The sequence below is a fragment of the Ancylobacter sp. TS-1 genome (assembly GCF_009223885.1).
GTDB lineage: Bacteria > Pseudomonadota > Alphaproteobacteria > Rhizobiales > Xanthobacteraceae > Ancylobacter.
Genome location: NZ_CP045144.1, coordinates 1,490,327 through 1,512,763, shown reverse-complemented (window position 1 = coordinate 1,512,763; position 22,437 = coordinate 1,490,327). Strand labels below are relative to the sequence as shown.

The window sequence follows — 22,437 nt, the reverse complement described above, 5'->3', positions numbered from 1 at the left end:
GCGCCTTCCTTCCCCCGTCCGGGGCTGGTAAGGAAGCCCCCGTGTTTGTCCTCGCCCATGTCACCGACGCCCATCTGGGACCTCTCCCCCGCGCGCGCTTCGCCGAGCTCGCCGGCAAGAGGGCGCTTGGCGTGCTCAACTGGCGGCGCGGGCGCCAGCACCGATTCTCCATTGCCACGATCGACCTGCTGGTGGCCGACATCAAGGCGATGGCGCCCGACCACATCGCGGTGACGGGCGATCTGGTGAATGTCGGCCTCGCCGCCGAGTTCGCCACCGGCCTCAATTTCCTGAAATCGCTGGGCGAGGGGCAGGACGTGACCGTCGTGCCCGGCAACCACGATGCCTATGTGCGCTCGACCGCCCATCACTCGCTGCTCAACTGGGGCGACTATATGCGCGGCGACGGCGTGAACGGCGACGTCACCGACGCCAGCGCCTTTCCCTTCGTGCGCCGTCGCGGCGGGGTGGCGCTGGTCGGGGTCTCCAGCGCGGTTCCCACCCATCCCTTCATGGCGACCGGCAAGGTCGGGCGCGACCAGCGCGAGCGGCTCGGCCATGTGCTGGACGGGCTGGCGGCGGAAGGGCTGTTCCGCGTCGTGCTGATCCATCACCCGCCCTGCGGCCATCGCTCCGCCCATAAGCGGCTGATCGACGAGGAGGCGGTGCGCGCCCTGCTGGCGCGCCACGGCGCCGAGCTGGTGATCTGCGGCCATGATCACGTGCCGATGGTGGAGATGATCCCGGGGCCGAATTCCGGCCTCATCCCGGTCGTCGAGGCGCCGTCCTTCGCCGCCGGACCGGAGGACCGCCACTGGCCGGGTGGGTATCATCTCTACCGCATCGAGCGGGTGGCGGACGCGTCCTTCCCCTGGCGCTGCACGCTGGAGGCGCGCGGCTTCCAGAGCGGCGACGCGGGCGTGGCGACGCGCACGGTGCGCGTGCTCTCGCAGGGCTTCAGCGCAGCCTGAACTCGGGCAGGACCAGCGCCAGCACCAGCATGGCGAGCACGCCGACCAGAATGCCGAGAACGAAGGGGATACCCCCGTGCCGCCCGCCCGCCGGGCCGGTGGCCCGCGGCTCATGCGCGGGCCGGTGCGGGGCCGGGTGCGGCTCGGCGTCCGGCGGCAGGGCGACGGCGACCAGCGCCTGCTCGCGGGCGATCAGCCGGCGGGCGATGTAGCGCGTCACCGCATCGACGATGTCGTTCGGATTGGTGCTCTCGGCCAGCACGTGGCGTCCCGAGCGGGTGTCCTGCAGAAAGCGGAAGGTCCGGCGGTCGCGGCCGAGCGTGACATGGGCCACCATGTCGACGAAGAGACGCGGCGTCTCGCCCGGCATCAGCCCGCGATCGAACAGGTCGGCATGCTCCAGCGGCACTTCCGCGAAGACCGGGTCGAGCAGTTCGTTGAGCATGGACAGGCGGGCGAGACTGGCGTCGCGCAACTCGACGATGACGCCCGAGCGCTCGGCCGCCTCCACCCGCGCCACCCGCAGGGCGTCGCGCAGCGACAGGCCGGGCATATCGCCGCGATAGCTCTCGCCGTCGTCCATCCGCTCCGGATCCCCGTTACCCGCTTCGCGGCCCGTAGGCCGCCTTCCGCATCATAGAACCGCCCGGTTAATGGGCCGTTCGTCCGTCCCCATGCTGCACGCGAAGCCGGAAGCGATTATGAAGTGGCAGGGGAGCTGCGAACAGGGCGCGGCCGCGTGGCCGGGAACCACGGGGCCTTGCATCGGGAACGGCATGTCGAGGGACTACGCGATACCGCCCGGCGTGGTGGCGCCGGACGACTATGAGGCGCTGGCGCGCGAGCGCCTCAGCCCGGCCGCCTACGCCTATTTTGCCGGCGGGGCAGGGGACGAGGCGACGATCCGCTGGAACCGCGAGGCGTTCGAGCGGGTGAAGCTCGCCCCGCGCGTGCTCGGCGAGCTCACCGGCGGCGGCACCGGGCTTTCCCTGTTCGGGCAGGAGTTCGCCCATCCGATCCTCGTGGCGCCGACCGCCCATCACGGGCTGGCCGTGCCGGAGGCGGAGATCGCCACCGTGGTCGGGGCGGGCGGGGCGCGCGCCGGCATGGTGGCGAGCACCGAATCGGACGTCACGCTGGAGGAGATCGCGGCGGCCGCCCGCACGCCGCTCTGGTTCCAGCTCTACATCCAGCACGATCGCGGCTTTACCGCCGATCTGGTGCGCCGCGCCGAGGCGGCGGGCTATGGCGCGCTGGTGGTGACGGTCGACGCGCCGGTGCACAGCCTGCGCAACCGCGAGCAGCGCGCCGGCTACCGCGCGCCCAAGCTCTCCGAGCACGCCAACACGCGCGGGCTGCACACGAGCCACATCGCCGAGGCGGCGCTGGGCGAAAGCCTGATGTTCCGGGGCTTCCTCGACGTCGCCGCGCGCTGGGACGACATCGCCCGGCTGCGCGGGCTGACGAGCCTGCCGATCCTGCTCAAGGGCATCATGACGGCGCAGGATGCCGAGCTCGCCATCGCCCATGGCGCCGACGGGCTCATCGTCTCCAACCATGGCGGTCGCGTGCTCGACACGGTGCCGGCCAGCCTCGATGCCCTGCCCCTCATAGCCCGGCAGGTCGCCGGCCGTGTGCCGGTGCTGATGGACGGGGGAATCCGGCGCGGCACCGACGTGCTGAAGGCGCTGGCGCTCGGGGCCTGCGCGGTGATGGTGGGGCGGCCCTGCCTCTACGCGCTGGCGGTGGCCGGGCCCGCCGGCGTCGCCCACGTGTTGCACCTTCTCCGATGCGAGTTCGAGGTGGCGATGGTGCTCACTGGCTGCCGCACGCTGGCCGATATCGGGCCGCAGGTGATCTGGCGGGACGGCCGCTGAGGCGGCTCAGTAGAGCGTGGCGCGGTAGCGCTCCAGCATCTCCGCCTGACTTTCGGCGGTGGCCATGCCGAGCTGGTCGCGCATGATCTCGCCCATGCTGGGCAGTCGGTCGCGCGGCAGGAAGCTGTCCGCGTCCCAGGCACGCGAGCGCATCAGCGCCTTGGCGCAGTGGATATAGACCTCCTCCACCGCGATACGCAGCACTGTGGCCGGCGCCTTGCCGTTCACGACGAAGCGCGCCAGCAGGTCGGCATCGTCGCGGATCTCCGCGCGTCCGTTGACCCGCAGCGTCTCGTCGACGCCGGGAATGAGGAAGAGCAGGCCCACCGCCGGATTGGCGATCAGATTGGTCAGCGTGTCCAGCCGGTTGTTGCCCGGCCGGTCCGGCAGAAGCAGCGTGCCGGGGGCCTCGACCACGACGAAGCCCGGGGCGTCGCCGCGCGGGGTGACGTCGGCGTGCCCGTCCGCCCCCATGGAGGAGAGCATGACCAGCGGCGAGAAGCCGATGAAGGCGCGCGAATGCGGGTCGATGGCCGGCAGCACCTTGCGGCGGCTGCGCTCGCGCGGCTCGGCATAGAGCGCGCGCAGTTGCTCGGGGCGGGTGATGCGGGCCATGGCGATTGCTGTCCGGTCTACCTGTCAGTTCTTCACCACGAGCTGCACGCGGTCGGCGGCGAAGCGGGCTCGTGAATACTGGATCGGCCGGCGCTGCGCATCCCCGTTGATGGCGTCGACCACCAGCACGGTGCGCCCGGCCGGCAGGCTGAGCTCGCGGCGCTCCTCCTCGTCGGCGGGGCGGGCGGTGATGCGGGTCTCCAGTCGGCGGTAGTCGCCGAGGCCGAGCGTTTCCAGCGCCCGCGTCACCGAGCCGGTGGCGGCGACCAGGAGGTCGAGGTCGCGGCAGCGGGCGGCCTCGTACCAGTGCGAGCCGATATTGAGCGGCACGCCGTCGGCCTCGCGCACGATGTCGACGCGCAGCACCTCGGTACCGGGCGGCAGGCCGAGGGCGGTGGCGATCTCCGCGCTCGCCGGCTCGATCCGCGAGCCGGTGAGGCGACCGCTGGGGGCGCGTCCCTCGCGGGTGACGATCTCGGAGAAGCGGGTGCGCGGGCCGATGGGGTAGCGGATCGGCGGCTCGCGCACGAAGGTGCCGCGCCCCGGCGTCGCCTCGATCAGCCGTTTCTCCGCCAGTTCCGCCAGCGCCCGGCGCAGCGTGTGGCGGTTCACGCCGAAGCGTTCGGAAAGCTCCATCTCGGTCGGCAGCCGCGCGCCGGCGGCAAGCCGGCCGTCGAGGATTTCCGCCTCGAGGCGCTCGGCGATCTGCTTCCACAGGGCGACGCCCGTACCCCGGGCGACATCCTCGCCGGACGCGGGAAGGGACGGCTCCGTCACGGCACTGTCGTCGCTCTCGCTCATAAGTTTCACCGCCGCTGCAAAACTGCGCTTGCCTATTTGTATAGATGAATATACAAATCCGCCGAAATGTAAACGGCCTTCACGGCCCGTCGGGCGCGGATCCCAAAATGCAGCCATCCGAGACACCTTCCACTGACGGCCATGCCCCGCATGCCGCCCGCCAGAGCGCCATGGCGCTGCTGGCGCGGGCCCAATCGGGCGAACTCGACGCGATGCTGGCGATGCTGGCGCGGCTGGCGCCGGTGCCCGCGGCCGCCGACCTTCGCCCGCCGGAGATCGGCCTCGTCATGCTGCGCGGCCGCACCGGCGGCGACGGGGCGCCGTTCAATCTCGGCGAGGCGACGGTCGCCCGCGCGGCGGTGCGGCTGGAGGGCGGCGCCACCGGCTTCGCCTACCGGCTCGGGCGCGACGCTTCGGCGGCGCGCGCGGCGGCCATCGTCGACGCGCTCTGGCAGGACGGCGCGCGCCGTCCGGCGGTGGAGGCGGCGCTGGCCCCCGTCCGCGCGCGGCTGGAGGCCGAGGCGGCGCAGCTGCGCGCCGAGACGGCGGCCACCAAGGTCGATTTCTTCACCCTCGTGCGCGGGGAGGACTGAGATGTCCGCCACTCTTCTTGCCAGGGGTTTCGACGATCCTGTCTTCGAGTCGCAGGCTACCTTCCGCGCCGCCATGTGGGCGCTGTCGCGGCCGGGCCGGGTCGAGCCGCTCGATGCCGGCCTCGCCCCGCCCGCGCCGCTTTCGCCCGAGGCGGCGGCGCTGGCGCTCGCCCTGTGCGACTACGAGACCCCGCTCTGGCTCGACCCCGCGCTGGCCGCCGTGCCGGCGGTGGCCGAATTCCTGCGCTTCCACACCGGCGCGACGATTGTCGAGGAGGCCGCCGAGGCGCGTTTCGCGCTCATCGCCGAGCCGGCCGACATGCCGGACTTCGCCGTCTTCGCGCAGGGCACGCCGGACTATCCGGACGCCTCCGCCACGCTGATCGTGCAGGTGGAGCACTTCACCGGCGGCCTCCTTCTGGAGGGGCCGGGCATCGAGGGGCGGACCGCTTTCGGCGCCACGCCGCTGCCGGCCGATTTCGCCGCGCGCATGACGGCGAACCGGGCGCTGTTCCCGCTCGGCGTCGATCTTCTTCTGGTGGGGCCGGGCGGGGTTGCCGGCCTGCCGCGTTCCGTGACGGTGTGGGAGGGCTGAGCCGATGTATGTGGCGGCCAAGGGCGGCGAGAAGGCCATCCGCAACGCGCATGCGCTGCTGGCCAAGCGTCGGCGGGGCGATACCGATCTTCCCTCGATCGGGCTCGACCAGATCGCCCAGCAACTCACCCTCGCGGTGGACCGAGTGATGGCGGAGGGGTCGCTTTATGATGTGGAACTGGCGGCGCTGGCGGTGAAGCAGGCGCGCGGCGACCTGATCGAGGCGATCTTCCTCATCCGCGCCTTCCGCACCACACTGCCGCGCTTCGGCTATGCGAAGCCGCTCGACACGGGCGGGATGCAGGTGCGCCGGCGCGTCTCCGCGACCTATAAGGACCTGCCCGGCGGGCAGCTTCTCGGCCCGACCTTCGACTATACGCACCGGCTTCTGGATACCTCTCTGGCGCTGACCGATCAGGCCGATGAGGTGGACGATCGGGCCGATGAGGCCAAACAGGCCGATGACGCCGTCGCGCCCGTTTCCATGCCCCGCGTGACCGACCTGCTCGGCCGCGAGGGGCTGATCGAGGGCGCGCCGGAAGACGACGGTTCCGAGCCCTTCGACCTCACCCGCGCGCCGGTGAGCTTCCCCGTCGACCGCCCGACCCGGCTTCAGGCGCTGGCGCGCGGCGACGAGGGCTATCTGCTGGCGCTCGGCTATTCCACCCAGCGCGGCTATGCCCGCTCGCACCCCTTCGTGGGCGAGATCCGCTTCGGCGACGTGGACGTGGTCTTCGAGGCGCCCGAACTCGGCTTCGAGGTGTCGCTCGGCACGGTGCAGATCACCGAGTGCCAGACGGTGAACCAGTTCAAGGGCTCGGCGACCTCGCCGCCGCAGTTCACGCGCGGCTATGGCCTCGTCTTCGGCCAGTGCGAGCGCAAGGCGATGTCGATGGCGCTCGTCGAGCGGGCGCTGCGCTGGCAGGAACTCGGCGAGGAGCGTGGGGCCCCGGCGCAGGACGAGGAATTCGTGCTCTCCCATTGCGACAACGTGCAGGCGACCGGCTTCGTCGAGCACCTCAAGCTGCCGCATTACGTGGACTTCCAGGCCGAACTCGACCTCGTGCGCCGGATGCGCGCCGAGCAGGAGACGGAGCGCCGGGACACGGAACTGAAGGAGGCGGCGGAATGAACGCCCGTGCCATCGGCGGCATGCCGGAGATCACCTATAATTTCGCCTATCTCGACGAGCAGACCAAGCGGATGATCCGCCGGGCGATCCTCAAGGCGATCGCCATTCCCGGCTATCAGGTGCCCTTCGCGGCGCGCGAAATGCCGATGCCCTATGGCTGGGGCACGGGCGGCGTGCAGGTGACGGCCGCCGTGCTCGGCCGCGACGACGTGCTGAAAGTGATCGACCAGGGCGCCGACGACACCACCAACGCGGTGGCGATCCGCGGCTTCTTCGAGAAGACCGCTGGGGTGGCCACCACGACCTCGACATCGGAGGCGACCATCATCCAGACCCGCCACCGTGTGCCGGAGACGGCGCTCACCGAGAACCAGATCCTCGTCTACCAGGTGCCGATCCCCGAGCCGCTGCGCTTTCTCGAGCCGCGCGAGACCGAGACCCGCCAGCTTCACGCGCTGGCCGAGTACGGGCTCATGCATGTGAAGCTCTACGAGGACATCGCCCGGCACGGCCACATCGCCACCACCTATGCCTATCCGGTCGAGGTGGCGGGGCGCTATGTGATGGACCCCTCGCCGATCCCGAAATTCGACAATCCCAAGCTCGACGACTGCCCCGCGCTCCAGCTTTTCGGCGCGGGACGCGAGAAGCGCATCTACGCCATCCCGCCGCACACAAAGGTGCGCTCGCTCGATTTCGAGGACCACCCGTTCAAGGTGCAGCGCTTCGCCCATCCCTGCGCGCTCTGCGCGGCGACGGGGGTCTATCTCGACGAGGTGATCCTCGACGACCAGGGCGGGCGGATGTTCGTGTGCTCGGACACCGACTACTGCAACACCCGGCAGGAGCAGGGCCATCGCGGCGAGATGTCCGGCGCGTCCCCCTCACCCCAACCCTCTCCCCCGCGGGGAGAGGGAGCAGACGGCGCGCTTCACCTCTCCCCGTCGGGGAGAGGTCGGCCCGCAGGGCCGGGTGAGGGGACTTCGGACGGGTCCACCACGCCGTCGTCAGCGGGCGATCCCGGATCGGCGCGTGCCGCGCCGTCCGGGATGACGAAGTAGAGGAGAGGCACGTCATGACCGAGCAACCCCTCCTGATCGCCGAAGGGCTCTCGAAGAACTACGGCGCCCGCATCGGCTGCCGCGACGTCTCGCTGGAGGTCCATCCCGGCGAGGTGCTGGCGGTGGTGGGTGAATCGGGCTCGGGCAAGTCGACCCTGCTCGGCCTGCTCTCCACCGAGCTTGAGCCGAGCGCGGGCCGCGTCTCCTACCGCATGCGCGACGGCCGGCTGGCGGACCTCGCCACCCTCGGAGCGGCCGAGCGGCGCCTGCTGATGCGCACCGACTGGGGCTTCGTGCGGCAGAACCCGGCGGACGGGCTGCGCATGGCGGTCTCGGCCGGCGGCAATGTCGGCGAGCGGCTGATGGCGGTGGGCTGGCGCCACTACGGCAATATCCGCGAGGAGGCGCTCGACTGGCTCGGCCGGGTCGAGATCGCCGGCGACCGCATCGACGACGATCCGCGCGCCTTCTCCGGCGGCATGCGCCAGCGCCTGCAGATAGCGAGAAATCTCGTGACGCGGCCACGCCTGGTCTTCATGGACGAGCCCACCGGCGGGCTCGACGTCTCGGTGCAGGCGCGTCTGCTCGACCTCATACGAGGGCTGGTATCCGAACTCGGCCTCGCGGTGATCATCGTCACCCACGACCTCGCGGTGGCGCGCCTGCTGTCGCACCGCATGGTGGTGATGCGGCAGGGCCGGGTGATCGAGACCGGGCTGACTGACCAGGTGCTCGACGATCCGCGCGAGCCCTATACGCAGCTTCTGGTGTCCTCGGTGCTGGCGGCGTGAGGATGTTCCCCCCTTCTTCGCCGTCATCCCGGACGGCGCGGCACGCGCCGATCCGGGATCGTCTGCTGACGGGAGCGCGCGGTCGGCCCGCGTTCCCGGCTCTCCGCTTCGCTACGGCCGGGATGACGAGGGAGACACGACATGGTGACTAATCCCATCCTTTCCGTCACCGGCGTCGCCAAGACCTTCATTCTGCATCTGCGCGAGGGGGCAAGGCTGCCGGTGGTCGACGGCGCCGGTTTCGAGCTGTTCGCCGGCGAGTGCGTGGCGCTGGGCGGTCCCTCGGGGGCCGGCAAGAGCTCGCTGCTGAAGATGGTCTACGGCAATTACCGCGTCGATGCCGGCGCCATCCTCGTGCGCGACGGCGCGGAGGCGGTGGACGTGGCGAGCACCTCGCCGCGCCGGCTGATCCGGCTGCGCGACACCACCATGGGCTATGTCAGCCAGTTCCTGCGGGTGATCCCGCGCGTCGGCGCGCTCGACGTGGTGGCCGAGCCGCTGGTGCATGACGGCGTGCCGCAGGCGGAGGCGCGGGCGCGGGCCGGCGTGCTGCTGGCGCGGCTGAACCTGCCCGAGCGGCTGTGGCAGTTGCCGCCGGCCACCTTCTCCGGCGGCGAGCAGCAGCGCGTGAACATCGCGCGCGGGCTGATCGCCCATCGGCCGCTGCTGCTGATGGACGAGCCGACCGCCTCGCTCGATGCCGCCAACCGCGCGGTGGTGGTGGAACTGATCGAGGAGAAGAAGCGCGCCGGCGTCGCCATTCTCGGCATCTTCCACGATACCGAGGTGCGCGAGGCGGTGTGCGACCGGGTGATCGACGTCACCAGCTTCGGGCGGGCGGCGGCATGAACGAGACGGTCTACGCCAATGCGCGGCTGGTGCTGGAGGGCGAGGTGCGCCCCGGCCATCTCGTCGTCCGCGACGGACTGATTGCCGAGATCGGCGAAGGCGCGGTGCCGCGTGGGGCGCAGGACCTTGCCGGCGACTACCTTCTCCCCGGCTTCGTCGAACTGCACACCGACCATGTGGAGGGCCATCTCTACCCGCGCCCGCGGGTGACGTGGAACGCCTTCGCGGCGGTGACGGCCTATGACGCGCAGATCGCCGCCTCCGGCATCACGACCGTGTTCGACTCGCTGCGGGTATGGCCGGACAAGCGGGCCGTCGGCATGGACGGTGACGCGCCGCTGCTGGCGGCGGCGCTGCGCGAGGCGGGCAGGGCCGGGCTGCTGCGCGCCGAGCATCACGTGCATCTGCGCTGCGAAGTGGCGGCCGATGGCGTCGTCGAGGAGACGCTGGCGCTGATGGAGAGCGCGGATGTGCGCCTCATCTCGCTGATGGACCACACGCCGGGCCAGCGCCAGTTCCTCACCGTCGAGCAGTTCCGCAGCTACTACAAGAAGAAGAGCGGCATGAGCGACGACGAGATGGACATTGTCGTCGCCGACCGGCTGGAGGCCCATGCCCGCCACGCCCGCACCAACCGGGCGCGCCTCGTCGATCTCGCCCGTGCGCGCGGCATCGTGCTGGCGAGCCATGACGACGCCACCGACGCACATGTCGCCGAGGCGATCGAGGATGGCGTCGCCATCGCCGAGTTCCCGACCACGGACGGCGCCGCCGACGCCTCGCACGGCGCCGGCATACGCGTGCTAATGGGCGCGCCGAATGTGGTGCGCGGCGGCTCGCACACCGGCAATGTCGCCGCCGCCGGTCTCGCGCGGCGCGGCGTGCTCGACATCTTGTCGTCGGACTACGTGCCGGGCAGCCTGCTGCTCGCGGTCTTCACGCTGCCCGGGCTGGTGGAGGGGATCGACCTGCCCGGCGCCGTCCGCATGGTCAGCGCCAATCCCGCCGTGGCGGCCGGCCTTGCCGATCGTGGCCGGCTGGCGCCGGGGCTGAAGGCCGACTTCATCCGCGTCGCCGATGTCGGCCCGGCGCCGGTGGCGCGCGCCGTGTGGCGGGACGGGGAGAGGGTGGCGTGAGCGGGGAGCCGGCGGACGCGGACGGACGGCTGGGGCCGGGGCTGCTGGTGCTGGTGGTCGGACCCTCGGGCGCCGGCAAGGACACGCTGATCGCCTATGCCCGCGAGCGTCTGGCCGGGCGGCCGGGCCTGTGCTTCGCGCGCCGGCGCATCACCCGCCCGACCGACGCCACCGAGAACCATGTCAGCCTCGACGAGGCGACGTTTGCGCGGGAACTGGCGCAGGGGCGCTTTCCGCTGCACTGGCGCGCCAACGGTCTCAGCTACGCGCTGGGCGAGGAGGTGGCGCAGGACATCGCGAGCGGTCTCATCGTCGTCGCCAACGGCTCGCGCGCGGCGGTGGCGGAGGCGCGGACGCGCTTCGCCCGGGTCAAGGTGGTGCATGTGACGGCGCCGCCGGAACAGCTGGCGGCGCGCATCGCCGCGCGGGGCCGCGAGAGCGCGGAAGAGGTGCTGGCGCGCCTCGCCCGCGAGCCGGCGCTCGACGCGCCGCCCGACCTGCGCATCCTCAATGTCGATGCGGTAGACGCCGCCGGCGAGCGGCTGACGGCCTTCCTGCGCAGCCTTGCGTGACCGGCCGGACATGAAAACGGCCGGGTCGTGGCCCGGCCGTCTTTTCAATGCGACGTAATGGCGTTCACTGCCGGTATTGCTGGATGCGCGTGGTGCGCAGGCCGGCAAGGCCGTGACGGTCGATGGATGCCTGCCAGGAGAGAAACTCCTCGGTGGTCAAAGTATAGCGCTTGCAGGCTTCCTCGAGACTGAGGAGCCCGCCGCGCACGGCCGCGACGACTTCCGCCTTGCGACGAATGACCCAGCGCCTTGTGTTCGGCGGGGGCAGATCGGCAATGGTCAGCGGACTTCCGTCCGGCCCGATTACATATTTCACCCTCGGGCGGTAGGGCTCTGTCATGTTACGCTCACTCAATACACACGACCAATGCAGGCAGCATATCTCGCGAGCTTTAAATATTTCCCTAAGCGAATCACGTAGCGGTGAGCGTGAATTGTTTGCCGATACGTTAATATTTGCGCAGGACTTTGTTTACGGTTGATGTCGCAAGGGCAGCACTGTCGTGGCCGCATCGCGGAATGACGGTTACTGGAGCCCGATCGGCGTTAACGCGCGGTTCACGACCGTTTCGCGCGCGGGCAGGGTTCATAGAAGCGCCATCGTGCCCTATATAGGTGCGTCGACCGCGCTCCCGCTTTCCGACTCTCCTGTTCCGGGCCCATGATCCGTCTCGATGATACCTCCCGTCCTGCCAGCCAGACGCGCGTCGTCGTGGCGATGTCGGGCGGCGTGGATTCCTCCGTCGTGGCGGCGCTGTACGCGCAGGCCGGCTACGACGTGGTGGGCGTGACGCTGCAGCTCTACGACCATGGCGAGGCGATGCACCACCGCCCCGGTGCCTGCTGCGCCGGCCAGGACATCTACGATGCGCGCATGGTGGCCGAGAAGCTCGGCATCCCCCATTACGTGCTCGATTATGAAAGCCGGTTCCGCCACGCGGTGATCGAGCGCTTCGCCGACGCCTATGCGGCCGGCGAGACCCCCATTCCCTGCGTCGACTGCAATCGCACCGTGAAGTTCCGCGATCTGCTGGAGACCGCGCGCGACCTCGGCGCCGACATTCTCGCCACCGGCCATTACGTCACCAGCCGGGCGCTGGAAGGCGGGCGGCGGGCGCTGTTCCGCCCGCTCGACGAGAGCCGCGACCAGAGCTATTTCCTCTACGCCACCACGCAGGCGCAGATCGACATGCTGCGCTTCCCGCTCGGCGAGACCACCAAGCCGGAAGTGCGCGCGCTGGCGGAGAGCTTCGGGCTGAAGGTCGCCGACAAGCCGGACAGCCAGGACATCTGCTTCGTCCCCAACGGGCACTACACCGCCATTGTCGAGAAGCTGCGCCCCGAGGCGGCGGAACCCGGCGACATCGTGCATCTGGACGGGCGCGTGCTCGGCCGCCATGCCGGGGTGATGCGCTACACGATCGGGCAGCGCAAGGGGCTCGGCATCGCCGCCTCCGAGCCGCTCTATGTGGTCGGCATCGACGCCGGCGCCCGGCGCGTGGTGGTCGGCCCGCGCACGGCGCTCGGCGTCGCGGCGATCCGCATCGACGAGGTGAACTGGCTCGGTGACGAGCCGCTGGACGCGGCGGCGGCGGGCGAGCGCGAGATTTACGTGAAGGTGCGCTCGGCGCGCGCGCCGGCTGCCGGCCATCTCGGTCGCGCGGCCGATGGCGGCATCGAGGTGCGCCTGCACGTGGCCGAGGAAGGCGTGGCGCCGGGGCAGGCCTGCGTGTTCTACGAGGAGGGCGGCGCCGGGGCGCGTCTGCTGGGCGGCGGGGTGATCCGCCGCGCGGCCGAGGCCTTCACCGGGGTGACACGTGACGTGGAGATGATGGCACGTTCGGCGTGAGTCGGGCGTTGGTGGCGTGACGGGCGGCTGCCCGGGGCATTCAAGGGGAACCGCATGACGACCGATCTCGATCGCGCCACCGTGGAAGAGGCCTATGCCCGCTGGGCGCCGATCTACGACATCGTGTTCGGCGCCGTGTTCGAGCCCGGCCGCAAGGCGGCGCTGCGCGCGGCGGAGCGGATTGGCGGGCGCATCCTGGAATTCGGCGTCGGCACCGGCTTCGCGCTGCCGGCCTACAAGCCCAGCAACCGCCTGGTCGGGGTCGACATTTCCGAGCCCATGCTGCGCAAGGCGCGCGAGAAGGTGGAGAAGGAAGGCCTCTCCCATGTCGAGGGCCTGTGCCTGATGGACGGCGCCCATATGGGCTTCGCCGACAATTCCTTCGACGTCGTCATGGCGCAGTTCGTCATCACCGTGGTGCCGCACCCGGAGGAGACGCTGGACGAGATGGCCCGCGTGCTGAAGCCGGGCGGCGAGATCATCCTGGTGAACCATCTCGGTGCCGAGGACGGGCCGCGCGCGGTCTTCGAGCGCTGGTTCGCGCGGCGCGCCCGCAAGCTCGGCTGGCGCCCGGAATTCCAGTTCGCCCGCCTGCACAACTGGGCGGTGCGCAATGGCTCCGTCGACCTGCCGATCAAGCGCGACGTGGCGCTCGGCATGTACACCATGGTCCGCTTCCGCAAGCGCACCGAGGCCGAGATGGCCGCCGCGACGGAAAGCGTGGCGCTGGCGGGCTGAGGACGGTATTGCGCGGGGGCGTCCGATCGCGGACGCTCCGGCACGAATCCCCGTCCTCGCGCCGCATGGGCAGATCATGGCCTTCCTGTTTCGCGCCCTCGCGCTCTGCCTTCTCGCCATCGCCGCATCCGCTCCCGCCCGGGCGCAGGAGAAGGGCGCAGTCGCCGTGCCGGGCGGCATCAGCTACGAATTCCTCGAACGCTGGGATGTCGACCGGCTCAACACGGTCCTGAAGACCGAGACGCCGGCCTTCGCCGGTGTTGCGGTGGACTACACGCCGGCCCGCAACGCGGTGCGCCTCTACCGCGTCACATACCCTTCCGTGATCCCCGAGCGCGGCAACCGGCCGACGACCGCGACCGGCCTGCTCGCCATCCCGGACCTGCCGGGCACCAGCTTTCCCATGGTCTCCTACCAGCACGGGACGGTGTACGGAAAACAGCAGGTGCCGTCCTTCATCGCGCAGTCGACCGAGACGGCGCTGATGGTGGCGCAGTTCGCCGGGCAGGGCTATGTCGTCGTCGGCGCCGACTATTTCGGCCTCGGCCTCTCCACCGAGCCGGAAGGCTACATGGTGAAGGCCGCCCACCAGCAGGCGACCGCCGACATGGTGACGGCCAGCCGGCAGGTGCTGGCGGCGATGAAACTCTCCACCCCCAAACTGTTCCTCGCCGGCTGGTCGCAGGGCGGCTTCGTGACCATGGCGCTGCTGGAAAAGCTGGAGGCGGACGGCATCGCGGTGAACGCCGCCGCCACCGCCAGCGCGCCGGTCGACATCTTCGTGGCGCTGAGCGGCTTTCTCGACTTCCCGCGCCCGAACGACGCCTCCTGGGTGACGACGCTGTTCATCCTCTCGTCGTTCTCGTTCGAGAACTATTACGGCGTGCCGGGGCTGGCGCGCTCGCTGATCGCCGACGCGTATTACGAGGTGGCGCGCAAGGCCTATGCGCGCGAGCCGTTCGACGCCGCCAACATACCGACCGATCTCAGGAAGCTGATCCGGCCGGACTATTTCGACCCGCACTTCTTCGCGGCGTCCGCCTATGGGCGGCTGGTGGCGGCCACCAACGCCTATCGCTGGATCATCCGTACGCCGGTGCGCAACTATTACGGCGAGAAGGACGAGGTGATCAGCATCGGCCTCGGCCAGCTCGCCCAGACCTACCAGCGCGCCATCGGCGCCGGCAATCCTGCGGTGGAGGCGATCTCCACCGGCGAAACCACCCACCGCGGCACCTTCGCCACCGCTGTGCCCCAGTGGAAGGCGTGGTTCGACGGGAAGTGAGGGGGGCGACCTTCACTCCAGCCCGTTTTCACCCCCACCACACCTGCGGTCCCACCGGTACGATGCCTGTCGGGTTGATGGTGGTGTGGCTCTCGTAATAGTGCCGCTTGATGTGGGTGAGGTTGACCGTGCCGGCGACGCCGAGGCGGTGGTAGAGCGCCTTCACGAAGCGCGACAGGTTCGGGTAGTCCGCGATCCGGCGGATGTTGCACTTGAAGTGGCCGACATAGACTGGGTCGAAGCGGATCAGCGTGGTGAACAGGCGGATATCCGCCTCCGTCAGCGTCTCGCCGAACAGCCAGGAGCGGCCTTCCAGCCGGGACTCCAGCTCGTCCAGCATGGTGAAGAGGGCGCCGACCGCCTCCTCATAGGCGGCCTGCGCGGTGGCGAAGCCGGCCTTGTAGACGCCGTTGTTCACCGCGTCGTAGATGCGCGCATTGAGCGCGTCGATCGCCTCGGCCAGCGCCGCCGGGTAGTAGTCGTGCCGGTCGGGGGTGAAGGCGTCGAAGGCCGAGTTGAGCATGCGGATGATCTCCGCCGATTCGTTGCTCACGATGGTCGCGCGCTTCCTGTCCCACAGCACCGGCACGGTGACGCGGCCGGAATAGTCGGGGGCGGCTTCCAGATAGACCTCGTAGAGCCGCTTCTTCCCCAGCACGGAATCGGCGGTGGCGCCGTCGGTGTGCCGCTCGGCATGGTCGGCGAAGACCCAGCCCTCGGCGCCCATGAAGGGGTCGACCACCGACACCGAGACGACATCCTCCAGCCCCTTCAGCGCGCGCAGGAGGAGGGTGCGGTGCGCCCAGGGGCAGGCATAGGAGACATAGAGGTGATAGCGCCCGGCCTGCGCGGGAAAGCCGCCCTCGCCGGTGGGGCCGGGGGCGCCGTCAGGGGTGATCCAGTTGCGGAAGCTGGTGACGGTGCGCACGAAGCGCCCGCCGGTGCTCTTCGTGTCGTACCATTTGTCGACCCATTTGCCCTCGACCAGCAGTCCCATAATCGCCTCCCTCTGTTGTCCGGGAGAGTAGAGCGGAACGGGCGGCATTCCAGCGGGGATCGCTTGCGCGGGCGGCAGGGCGGTCTTGCGCGCATGCCTTCCGGCGTCGACCCTTTCGGCGTCAGCTTTCGCCGGCCATGACGTGGCGGCCGCGGCCCTCGCCCTTGGCGCGGTAGAGGGCAAGGTCGGCCTGCCGCATCAGCACCACCTCGTCGTCGCCGTCGCCGGCGACGGCGCTGCCCGCCGAGGCGCGCACCACGAGATGGCGGCCCTCGATGTCGTATGGCGCGCCGAGCGCCTCGACGAGGCGGGCGCCGAGCGCGCGGGCGCCCTCCGGCTGCGCCGCGCCGGTCTGCAGCACCGCGAATTCGTCGCCGCCGAGCCGGGCGGCGAGGTCGCCCGCGCCGAGGCAGCCGCGCAGGCGCTCGGCGGCGGCGACCAGAAGCGCGTCGCCGACCGGATGGCCGAAGCGATCGTTGACGGTCTTGAAATGGTCGAGGTCCACCAGCAGCAGCGCCGCCGGCGGGCCGCTGCCTGCGGTGGCCTCGCGCAGGCGCTGCGAGAACAGCGTGCGGTTGGCGAGGCCGGTGAGCGGGTCGTGATGGGCGAGGTGGTGGATGCGCATCTCGGCGTGGTGGCGCTCGGTGGCGTCCTCCACCGTCGCCAGATGGCCGCCATCCGGCGTGGTGTCGAGTTCGACGACGAAGACCCGTCCGTCGGACAGATGGAGGGTGAGCGAGGCCGGCATCGTCGCCGGCAGTTCCGCGATGGCGCGGCGCAGGCGGCGGATGTCGGCGGCCGTCACCCGGCCGGCGGCCACAGCCGCGCGGGCGAATGCACCGAGGGAGAGCCCGACCAGCGCGGCCTCCCCCGGCAGGGCCAGCAATTCGCGCAGGCGCGGGTTGATCACCGCGATGCGCCCGTGCGGGTCGAGCATGCACACGCCCTGGTTCAGATGCTCCATGGCGGTGGCGAAGCGTATGTGCTGGGTGCGGCGCTCGCGCTCCATCTGCGCCAGACGGCCCTGGCTGCGGATCTGCCGCACCCCCAGCACCACCACGCCGGCGAGGCTCAGCTCGACGAGGCCGGCGCCGAGCAGGATCACCAGCGCCTCCTGCTGCCAGCTGCCCAGCACATGCACGGCTTCGCGGCTCACCTGGACCTCCACCGGATAAGCGGCCACCGGATGGGTAGCGGTGAAATGGGACGGGCCGACGCGGATGGTGCGTTCGTGCGGCTTCTCGGCCACCGGCACGAAAGCGGCGAGGGGGTTGCCGCCGCCATCCTGCGGGCGGCCCTCGAGGGCGGGATAGCGGGCGAGGACGTCGCCATCGGTATGAACGAGCGAGATGACGTCGCCGGAGGTGGCGGCCACCGTGCCGTACAGGGTCTCGAAATAGCTCAGCCGCACGGCGCCGATCACGATCCCGACGAAGGCGTCGTCCTTGCCGCTCACCCGCTGGGCGATGTGGACCGTCCACACGGTGTCGTTCGGATCGGCCAGCGGCACGGAGACATAGCGCCCGTTCGGCGGACCGTCGCGCAGCGCGGTGAAAAAGCGGCGCTCCGCCAGATTGCCGACCGAGGCGGTGATGGGATGGGAATGGCCGACCACCTCGCCCTTGTCGTCGATCAGCGCGATCAGTTCGATATGGGCGAGGCCGGCGATGCGCTGGCGCAGCGATTCGTGCAGATCCGGCCGGTTCTTCTGATCGCGCAGGGCGTCGGGATTGTCGACCTCCTGGGTCTGAAGCTCCTGCAATATGCCGTTCTGAGCGGTCTCCAGCGCCTGAAAGGCGCGTTCGGCCTGATCGGCCAGCACGAGCGCCATGCGCTTGAGCTCTTCGTCGACGCGATGGATGGCGGCGTGGCGGAACTCGATCAGCACGAGGATGACGCCCACGGCCAGCAAGGCGCCGACCACGACACCGAACAGCGCGAGCTGGCGCCCGACCTTGCTCCGCCGTTCGCGTCCGGGGGCAGGGCGGGCGACCTTTCGCGCGGATATGGGCTCGTCACGCATCAGGGCATCCGAAGTCATCGGCGCGCGACCAGCGGCACGCACCTATGACGCATTATCGCACCGATCCGTTAAAAGATGCTGCGCCCGCCGCTAGCCGCCGTCGCGCGCCGTTGCCGCAAGCTGCTTCCAGTAGAGCAGCGTGGCGGTCAGCCCGCCGCGGGGCTTCAGCGCGAAGCCGGGAATCTCGCCGGCGCGGACGAAGCCGTGCTTCTCGTACAGGCCGGCGGCGCCGCCATCGGCCGCCGTGTCGAGCACAAGAAGGGTGCGGCCATGGGCGAGGGCCAGCCGTTCGGCCTCGTCCAGCAGCGCGCTGGCGATGCCGCGTCGGCGATGGGCGGTCGCCGTCATCATCTTGGCGATCTCGGCACGGTGGGGCTGGTTCTCCGGCAGGGCGAGTTGGAGCGTCACCGTGCCGGCGAGAGCGCCGTCGAGGAACGCGCCGAGCACGATCCGCTCGCCGCGTGCCGCACTGTCGAGCGCCGCGCGGCAGAAGGCCGCCGCCCGCTCGGGGGACAGCGGGTGCATGAAGGACACCGAGCCGTCGGCGGCCACGGTTTCGATGAGGAGCGCGGCGAGCGCGTCGACGGTCGCATCGTCGGGGGCGAGGGGGCGGATGGCGGGCGCGGTCATGGTGGCGGTGAGGCTAATCCATCCCACGAGGGGACGGCAACGCTCGACCTCGCGCGCCGCCTGTGCTATCCGGCCCGACCAATCGAGGAAGGTCCCGATGTCAAGGATGCCGGCCCAGCGACGACGAGACGAGCGAGCCCGCCGCGCGGATGCGCGCGCGTGCCTGTCCGTTTCTGCCCGCCGGCGGCCGTGAGGCGCGGACGCTCGGTGCGCACTGTGCCGAGCCTTGAGCGCCGAGTGTCCCGATGACCGAACTGTCCATTTCGCTTCTGCCCGAGAACCCTTCCGACGATGCCGCCATCGAGCGGCTGGTGGCGCGCACCTTCGGTCCGGGCCGTTTCGCGCGCACGGCCTATCGGCTGCGCGAGAACAACCCGCACCGGCGCGACCTCTCCTTCACCGCCTATATCGGCACCATGCTGGTCGGCTCGGTGCGGCTGACGCCGATCGAGATCGGCACGCTGCCTGCCCTGCTGCTCGGCCCGCTCACCGTGGAGCCGCCCTTCCGCTCGCACGGCATCGGCCGGCGGCTGGTGGAGCGCAGCCTGGAAGCCGCGAAGGCGGTCATGGACATGTCGGGCGCGGCGCGCCTCGTGCTGCTGGTGGGCGACGAGCCCTATTACGGGCGCCTCGGTTTCCACCGGGTGCCGCACGGCCAGGTGAGCCTGCCGGGGCCGGTCGATCCCGCCCGTGTGCTGGTCTGCCCGCTCGACGCGACGCCGCTCGACGAGGTGCGCGGCGCCGTGAGGAAGCGCGTGCCGGCGTGAGGCGAGGGGCGGCTCGCCGCCCCTGGCGCGACGTTGCTGTTGATAGGCGTCCGCCAGCCGGGCCCGCATCGACCGGATTCCGTCGATCCGCGGTCGAATGACAGTATAGTGGCCGTCAGCCGCCGCCCCCTGCCTGTTTTCCCCTGATCGCAGAACCTCTGGAAGCCGTGATGAACATGTCGGACCTGATCTACGATCTTGGCCTGCATCGCGGCGAGGACACGGAATTCTATCTCAAGAAGGGCTTCCGAGTGGTCGCCATCGACGCGAACCCCGAGCTGTGCGCGCGCGCCCGGCAGACCTTCTCGCCCCATATCGCCGATGGCCGCCTGATCATCGTCAACAAGGCGATCTCCGACCAGCGCGGCACGCTGACCTTCTACAAGAACGAGCTGACGGAGTGGGGGACGGTCGACCCCGACTGGGCGCGCCGCAACGAGCGGCTCGGCAAGAAGTCGGAGGAGATCGAGGTCGAGGCCGCGCCCTTCGAGGACATCATCGCGGAGTTCGGCCTGCCCTATTTCATCAAGATCGACATCGAGGGCATGGACATGGTCGCCCTGCGCTCGCTGAAGCTCTCCGCCGAACGGCCGAAATACATCTCCATCGAATCCGAGAAGGTGTCCTTCGGCAAGCTGCGCGAGGAGTTCGAGACCTTCCGCGAACTGGGCTATGACCGCTTCAAGGTCGTGCGCCAGGACACGGTGCGCAAGCAGCGCCCGCCGAATCCGCCGCGAGAGGGAAGCTACGCCGACCATGCCTTCACGTTCGGCGCCAGCGGCCTGTTCGGCGACGAGGCCCCCGGCGAATGGCTGACGGCGGAGCAGGCGATCGAGGCGTACAAGTCGATCTTCCTGCGCTATCACCTCGTCGGCGACGAGCCGCTGCTCGGCCCGAATCTTGTCAGGGTGCTCAACCGGCTGCGCTATCGCGCCGGCTGGTACGACACCCATGCGCGCCTTGCGGGAAGCTGAGCGGGCCTCGAGGCGGGGCTAGCGCCCCTCGCGCGCCCAGGCCGCCGCCACGCCGGCGAGCAGGATGAGCAGGCCGGATAGGCCGGCGAAGAGCGGGAACAGGCCGAGGCCCCGCACCACCGACACCTCGCGCATGGCAAGGCCCATCCAGTCGTCGCCGGCGAAACGCTCGCCGGAACGCACCGCGATGACGCGCGGCACGCCCCCCGCGAGGTTTGCCATGCGCCAGACGCCGCCGCCGGTGGCCTCGACGGTCGGGCGCAGCGTTTCCGTCGTCGACGTCACCTCGGCGAATTCGCGCGGGTTGAGCGGGCCGACATTGACGAGGGCGGTGTGGATGCCGTCGCTCGCCCGCCACAGGCCGAGCGTATCGGCCGGGAAGGTGACGCGGAACAGGCCCGGCGCGGCGGGCTCCAGCGTGGTCCTGCGGGTGGCGCCGGTGGGGGTGGTGATGGTCACAGGCGGGGCGGAATCGCCCATGGTCTGGCGCTCGACGACGATGTCGCCGCCATGGGCGGACATTTTGAGACGCTCCTCCTCGAGGTCCGGCTCCTTCATCAGCCAGTGCGAGAGCCGGCGCAGCAGGTCGATATGCGGGCCGCCGCCCTCATAGCCGCGCGCCCACAGCCAAAAATGATCGGACAGCAGCAGCGCCACCCGGCCCTCGCCGACGCGGTCGAGCAGCACGACGGGCTTGCCGTCCGGGCCGTCCATCACGCTGGTGCCGCGCGGGTTCTGCGTGTCGACCACGCGGAAGAAGCGCGACCAAGCCGGCGGCTCGCTCTGCGAGCCGGGCAAAGCGCGCGTCACCGGGTGGCGCTGGCCGGCCTCGGTGAGACGGGCGCGGAACGGCGTCTCGGTCATGGTGCCGGTGGGTGCCGCCGGCAGGATGGAATCCAGCGGCGTGTAATAGACCGAGCCGTCCGAGATGTAGTCGGTGCCGGCGGCGACGAGCAGGGCGCCGCCTTCCTCCACATAGCGCACGATGTTGTCGAAATAGATCATCGGCAGCACGCCCTGCTGGGCGTAGCGGTCGAAGATGATCAGGTCGAAGTCCTTGATCTTCTGCTGGAACAGCTCGCGCGTGGGGAAGGCGATCAGCGACAGTTCGTTGATCGGAGTGCCGTCCTGCTTCTCCGGCGGGCGCAGGATGGTGAAGTGCACGAGGTCGACATTGGCGTCGGACTTCAGCAGGTTGCGCCAGGTGCGCTCGCCCACATGCGGCTCGCCGGAAACGAGCAGCACGCGCAGCTTGTCGCGCACGCCGTCGATGGAAACCGCCGCGCGGTTGTTCACCGGCGTCAGCTCGCCTTCAAGCGCGGCGGCCTCGATCTCGACGATGTTGGCGCCGGCATGGGTGATCTCGACCTCGACGCTCGCCGGCTGGCCGGCGGTGACGATGGGGCGGGCCACCACCTCGCCGTCGCGGCGCACGGTGACGGCGACGCGCGCCCCGGCCGGGGCGCCCTCGTCCTCGACCCGGTAGCCGATGGTCTGCTTCTGGCCGACAATGCCGAAGCGCGGGGTGGAGGTCAGCGCCACGCGGCGGTCGCGCTCGCCCTCCTTGCCGGAGATGATGGCATGCACCGGCGCGCGGAACCCGAGCGCGGCGACGCTGGCCGGGATGTCGTGGACCCGGCCGTCGGTGATGAAGATGGCGCCGGCCACGCGCTCGGGCGGCACGTCGGCGAGCCCGGCCGACAGCGCGGTGAACAGGCGCGTGCCGTCCATCTCGCCGGCACCGCCGCCGGCGTCGATGAAGCGGATCTCGGCGCCCTGCTCCTTCAGCCGGGCGAGGCGGGTTTCCAGCTCGGCGCGGGCGGCTTCGGTCATGCCGGTGCGGTCGCCGAAATCCTGGCTGGCGCTCTTGTCGACGACGACGGCGACGACGGTGGAGAGCGGTTCGCGCTCCTCCTGCGTCAGCGAAGGATTGGCCAGGGCCAGCACGGCGAGCGCGATGGCGAGCGCGCGCAGTAGCGAGCCGCGCGTGCGCGAGACGATCACCAGCAGCGCCACCACGCTCGCGACGACGGCGGCCGCGATCAGCCAGGGCAGCGGGATGAGCGGATCGAAGGCGAGGCCGAGATTCATGCGGTGAGCCTTTCCGCGCGCCCATCAGCCGTCATCCCGGACGGCCGTAGGCCGCGCCGGGATCGTGGGCCGAATGGAGAGCGATCCCGG

23 protein-coding genes are annotated in these 22,437 nt (G+C 70.4%); 15 read left to right on the top strand and 8 right to left on the bottom strand.

Translation table 11 applies throughout. The annotated features are described in order from the left end of the window. Positions 1 to 41 precede the first annotated feature (41 nt). Positions 42 to 971 carry a metallophosphoesterase gene (locus GBB76_RS07310; RefSeq protein ID WP_152302694.1) on the top strand — a complete coding sequence of 310 codons (930 nt, stop codon included), beginning with the start codon at positions 42 to 44 and terminating at the stop codon, positions 969 to 971. On the opposite strand, the gene GBB76_RS07305 is transcribed toward GBB76_RS07310, so the two are convergent. Next, positions 958 to 1,554, bottom strand: a complete 597-nt coding sequence (locus GBB76_RS07305; protein WP_152302693.1) for a hypothetical protein — start codon at positions 1,552 to 1,554, stop codon at positions 958 to 960. The genes GBB76_RS07310 and GBB76_RS07305 overlap by 14 nt on opposite strands. Before the next feature lie 193 nt (positions 1,555 to 1,747). On the opposite strand from GBB76_RS07305, the gene GBB76_RS07300 reads away from it, so the two are divergent. Next, a complete protein-coding gene (locus tag GBB76_RS07300) occupies positions 1,748 to 2,848 on the top strand; it encodes an alpha-hydroxy acid oxidase (protein ID WP_152302692.1) in 1,101 nt (366 codons plus the stop codon). Between the two features lie 6 nt (positions 2,849 to 2,854). On the opposite strand, the gene GBB76_RS07295 is transcribed toward GBB76_RS07300, so the two are convergent. Continuing rightward, entirely contained in the window at positions 2,855 to 3,463 is a 609-nt protein-coding gene (locus GBB76_RS07295; protein WP_152302691.1) for a pyridoxamine 5'-phosphate oxidase family protein, read from the bottom strand. 24 nt (positions 3,464 to 3,487) lie between these two features. Next, positions 3,488 to 4,264, bottom strand: a complete 777-nt coding sequence (gene phnF / locus GBB76_RS07290; RefSeq protein ID WP_152302690.1) for a phosphonate metabolism transcriptional regulator PhnF — start codon at positions 4,262 to 4,264, stop codon at positions 3,488 to 3,490. A gap of 107 nt (positions 4,265 to 4,371) precedes the next feature. Between phnF and phnG the strand changes: the two genes are divergently transcribed. From phnG to phnN, 8 genes are all read left to right on the top strand, one after another. Continuing rightward, positions 4,372 to 4,857 carry a phosphonate C-P lyase system protein PhnG gene (gene phnG, locus GBB76_RS07285; protein ID WP_152302689.1) on the top strand — a complete coding sequence of 162 codons (486 nt, stop codon included), beginning with the start codon at positions 4,372 to 4,374 and terminating at the stop codon, positions 4,855 to 4,857. Between the two features lies 1 nt (position 4,858). Continuing rightward, positions 4,859 to 5,452 (top strand): phosphonate C-P lyase system protein PhnH, encoded by a 594-nt coding sequence (gene phnH, locus GBB76_RS07280; protein ID WP_152302688.1) that lies wholly within the window; start codon positions 4,859 to 4,861, stop codon positions 5,450 to 5,452. Positions 5,453 to 5,456: 4 nt separating this feature from the next. Continuing rightward, the gene (locus GBB76_RS07275; protein WP_152302687.1) at positions 5,457 to 6,584 is read left to right on the top strand and encodes a carbon-phosphorus lyase complex subunit PhnI; all 1,128 of its coding nucleotides are present in this window, start codon (positions 5,457 to 5,459) and stop codon (positions 6,582 to 6,584) included. Beyond that, the gene (locus GBB76_RS07270; RefSeq protein ID WP_371717103.1) at positions 6,581 to 7,645 is read left to right on the top strand and encodes an alpha-D-ribose 1-methylphosphonate 5-phosphate C-P-lyase PhnJ; all 1,065 of its coding nucleotides are present in this window, start codon (positions 6,581 to 6,583) and stop codon (positions 7,643 to 7,645) included. The genes GBB76_RS07275 and GBB76_RS07270 overlap by 4 nt, the downstream gene beginning before the upstream one ends. Before the next feature lie 14 nt (positions 7,646 to 7,659). After that, complete coding sequence (gene phnK / locus GBB76_RS07265; protein WP_152302686.1) at positions 7,660 to 8,436, top strand: phosphonate C-P lyase system protein PhnK; 777 nt, start codon at positions 7,660 to 7,662, stop codon at positions 8,434 to 8,436. Positions 8,437 to 8,577: 141 nt separating this feature from the next. Beyond that, a complete protein-coding gene (gene phnL / locus GBB76_RS07260; RefSeq protein ID WP_152302685.1) occupies positions 8,578 to 9,285 on the top strand; it encodes a phosphonate C-P lyase system protein PhnL in 708 nt (235 codons plus the stop codon). Continuing rightward, positions 9,282 to 10,421 carry an alpha-D-ribose 1-methylphosphonate 5-triphosphate diphosphatase gene (locus tag GBB76_RS07255; RefSeq protein ID WP_152302684.1) on the top strand — a complete coding sequence of 380 codons (1,140 nt, stop codon included), beginning with the start codon at positions 9,282 to 9,284 and terminating at the stop codon, positions 10,419 to 10,421. Before phnL ends, GBB76_RS07255 begins: the two co-directional genes overlap by 4 nt. After that, the gene (gene phnN, locus GBB76_RS07250) at positions 10,418 to 10,993 is read left to right on the top strand and encodes a phosphonate metabolism protein/1,5-bisphosphokinase (PRPP-forming) PhnN (protein ID WP_246669067.1); all 576 of its coding nucleotides are present in this window, start codon (positions 10,418 to 10,420) and stop codon (positions 10,991 to 10,993) included. Before GBB76_RS07255 ends, phnN begins: the two co-directional genes overlap by 4 nt. 64 nt (positions 10,994 to 11,057) lie before the next feature. Here phnN and GBB76_RS07245 read toward each other — a convergent pair whose 3' ends face one another. Further along, positions 11,058 to 11,333 (bottom strand): DUF1153 domain-containing protein, encoded by a 276-nt coding sequence (locus GBB76_RS07245; protein ID WP_144342224.1) that lies wholly within the window; start codon positions 11,331 to 11,333, stop codon positions 11,058 to 11,060. A 321-nt stretch (positions 11,334 to 11,654) separates the two neighbouring features. Between GBB76_RS07245 and mnmA the strand changes: the two genes are divergently transcribed. The 3 genes from mnmA to GBB76_RS07230 all read left to right on the top strand — a co-directional run bounded on the left by mnmA (position 11,655) and on the right by GBB76_RS07230 (position 14,865). Beyond that, positions 11,655 to 12,842 (top strand): tRNA 2-thiouridine(34) synthase MnmA, encoded by a 1,188-nt coding sequence (gene mnmA, locus GBB76_RS07240; protein WP_152302683.1) that lies wholly within the window; start codon positions 11,655 to 11,657, stop codon positions 12,840 to 12,842. A 54-nt stretch (positions 12,843 to 12,896) separates the two neighbouring features. Continuing rightward, on the top strand, positions 12,897 to 13,580 hold the full coding sequence (locus tag GBB76_RS07235) for a class I SAM-dependent methyltransferase (RefSeq protein ID WP_152302682.1): 684 nt from the start codon (positions 12,897 to 12,899) through the stop codon (positions 13,578 to 13,580). 76 nt (positions 13,581 to 13,656) lie between these two features. Beyond that, positions 13,657 to 14,865, top strand: a complete 1,209-nt coding sequence (locus tag GBB76_RS07230) for a serine aminopeptidase domain-containing protein (protein ID WP_152302681.1) — start codon at positions 13,657 to 13,659, stop codon at positions 14,863 to 14,865. 28 nt (positions 14,866 to 14,893) lie between these two features. Here GBB76_RS07230 and GBB76_RS07225 read toward each other — a convergent pair whose 3' ends face one another. The 3 genes from GBB76_RS07225 to GBB76_RS07215 all read right to left on the bottom strand — a co-directional run bounded on the left by GBB76_RS07225 (position 14,894) and on the right by GBB76_RS07215 (position 18,515). After that, the gene (locus tag GBB76_RS07225; RefSeq protein ID WP_152302680.1) at positions 14,894 to 15,862 is read right to left on the bottom strand and encodes a glutathione S-transferase family protein; all 969 of its coding nucleotides are present in this window, start codon (positions 15,860 to 15,862) and stop codon (positions 14,894 to 14,896) included. Between the two features lie 121 nt (positions 15,863 to 15,983). Further along, the gene (locus GBB76_RS07220; protein ID WP_162375514.1) at positions 15,984 to 17,885 is read right to left on the bottom strand and encodes a diguanylate cyclase domain-containing protein; all 1,902 of its coding nucleotides are present in this window, start codon (positions 17,883 to 17,885) and stop codon (positions 15,984 to 15,986) included. 90 nt (positions 17,886 to 17,975) lie between these two features. Then, positions 17,976 to 18,515: a GNAT family N-acetyltransferase gene (locus GBB76_RS07215; protein WP_152304780.1), complete on the bottom strand. Its 540-nt coding sequence runs from the start codon at positions 18,513 to 18,515 to the stop codon at positions 17,976 to 17,978. A gap of 245 nt (positions 18,516 to 18,760) precedes the next feature. Between GBB76_RS07215 and GBB76_RS07210 the strand changes: the two genes are divergently transcribed. Further along, the gene (locus tag GBB76_RS07210; protein WP_152302678.1) at positions 18,761 to 19,282 is read left to right on the top strand and encodes a GNAT family N-acetyltransferase; all 522 of its coding nucleotides are present in this window, start codon (positions 18,761 to 18,763) and stop codon (positions 19,280 to 19,282) included. A 170-nt stretch (positions 19,283 to 19,452) separates the two neighbouring features. Continuing rightward, positions 19,453 to 20,256, top strand: a complete 804-nt coding sequence (locus tag GBB76_RS07205; protein ID WP_152302677.1) for an FkbM family methyltransferase — start codon at positions 19,453 to 19,455, stop codon at positions 20,254 to 20,256. Positions 20,257 to 20,274: 18 nt separating this feature from the next. On the opposite strand, the gene GBB76_RS07200 is transcribed toward GBB76_RS07205, so the two are convergent. Continuing rightward, a complete protein-coding gene (locus tag GBB76_RS07200; RefSeq protein WP_152302676.1) occupies positions 20,275 to 22,347 on the bottom strand; it encodes a hypothetical protein in 2,073 nt (690 codons plus the stop codon). Positions 22,348 to 22,437: the final 90 nt, after the last annotated feature.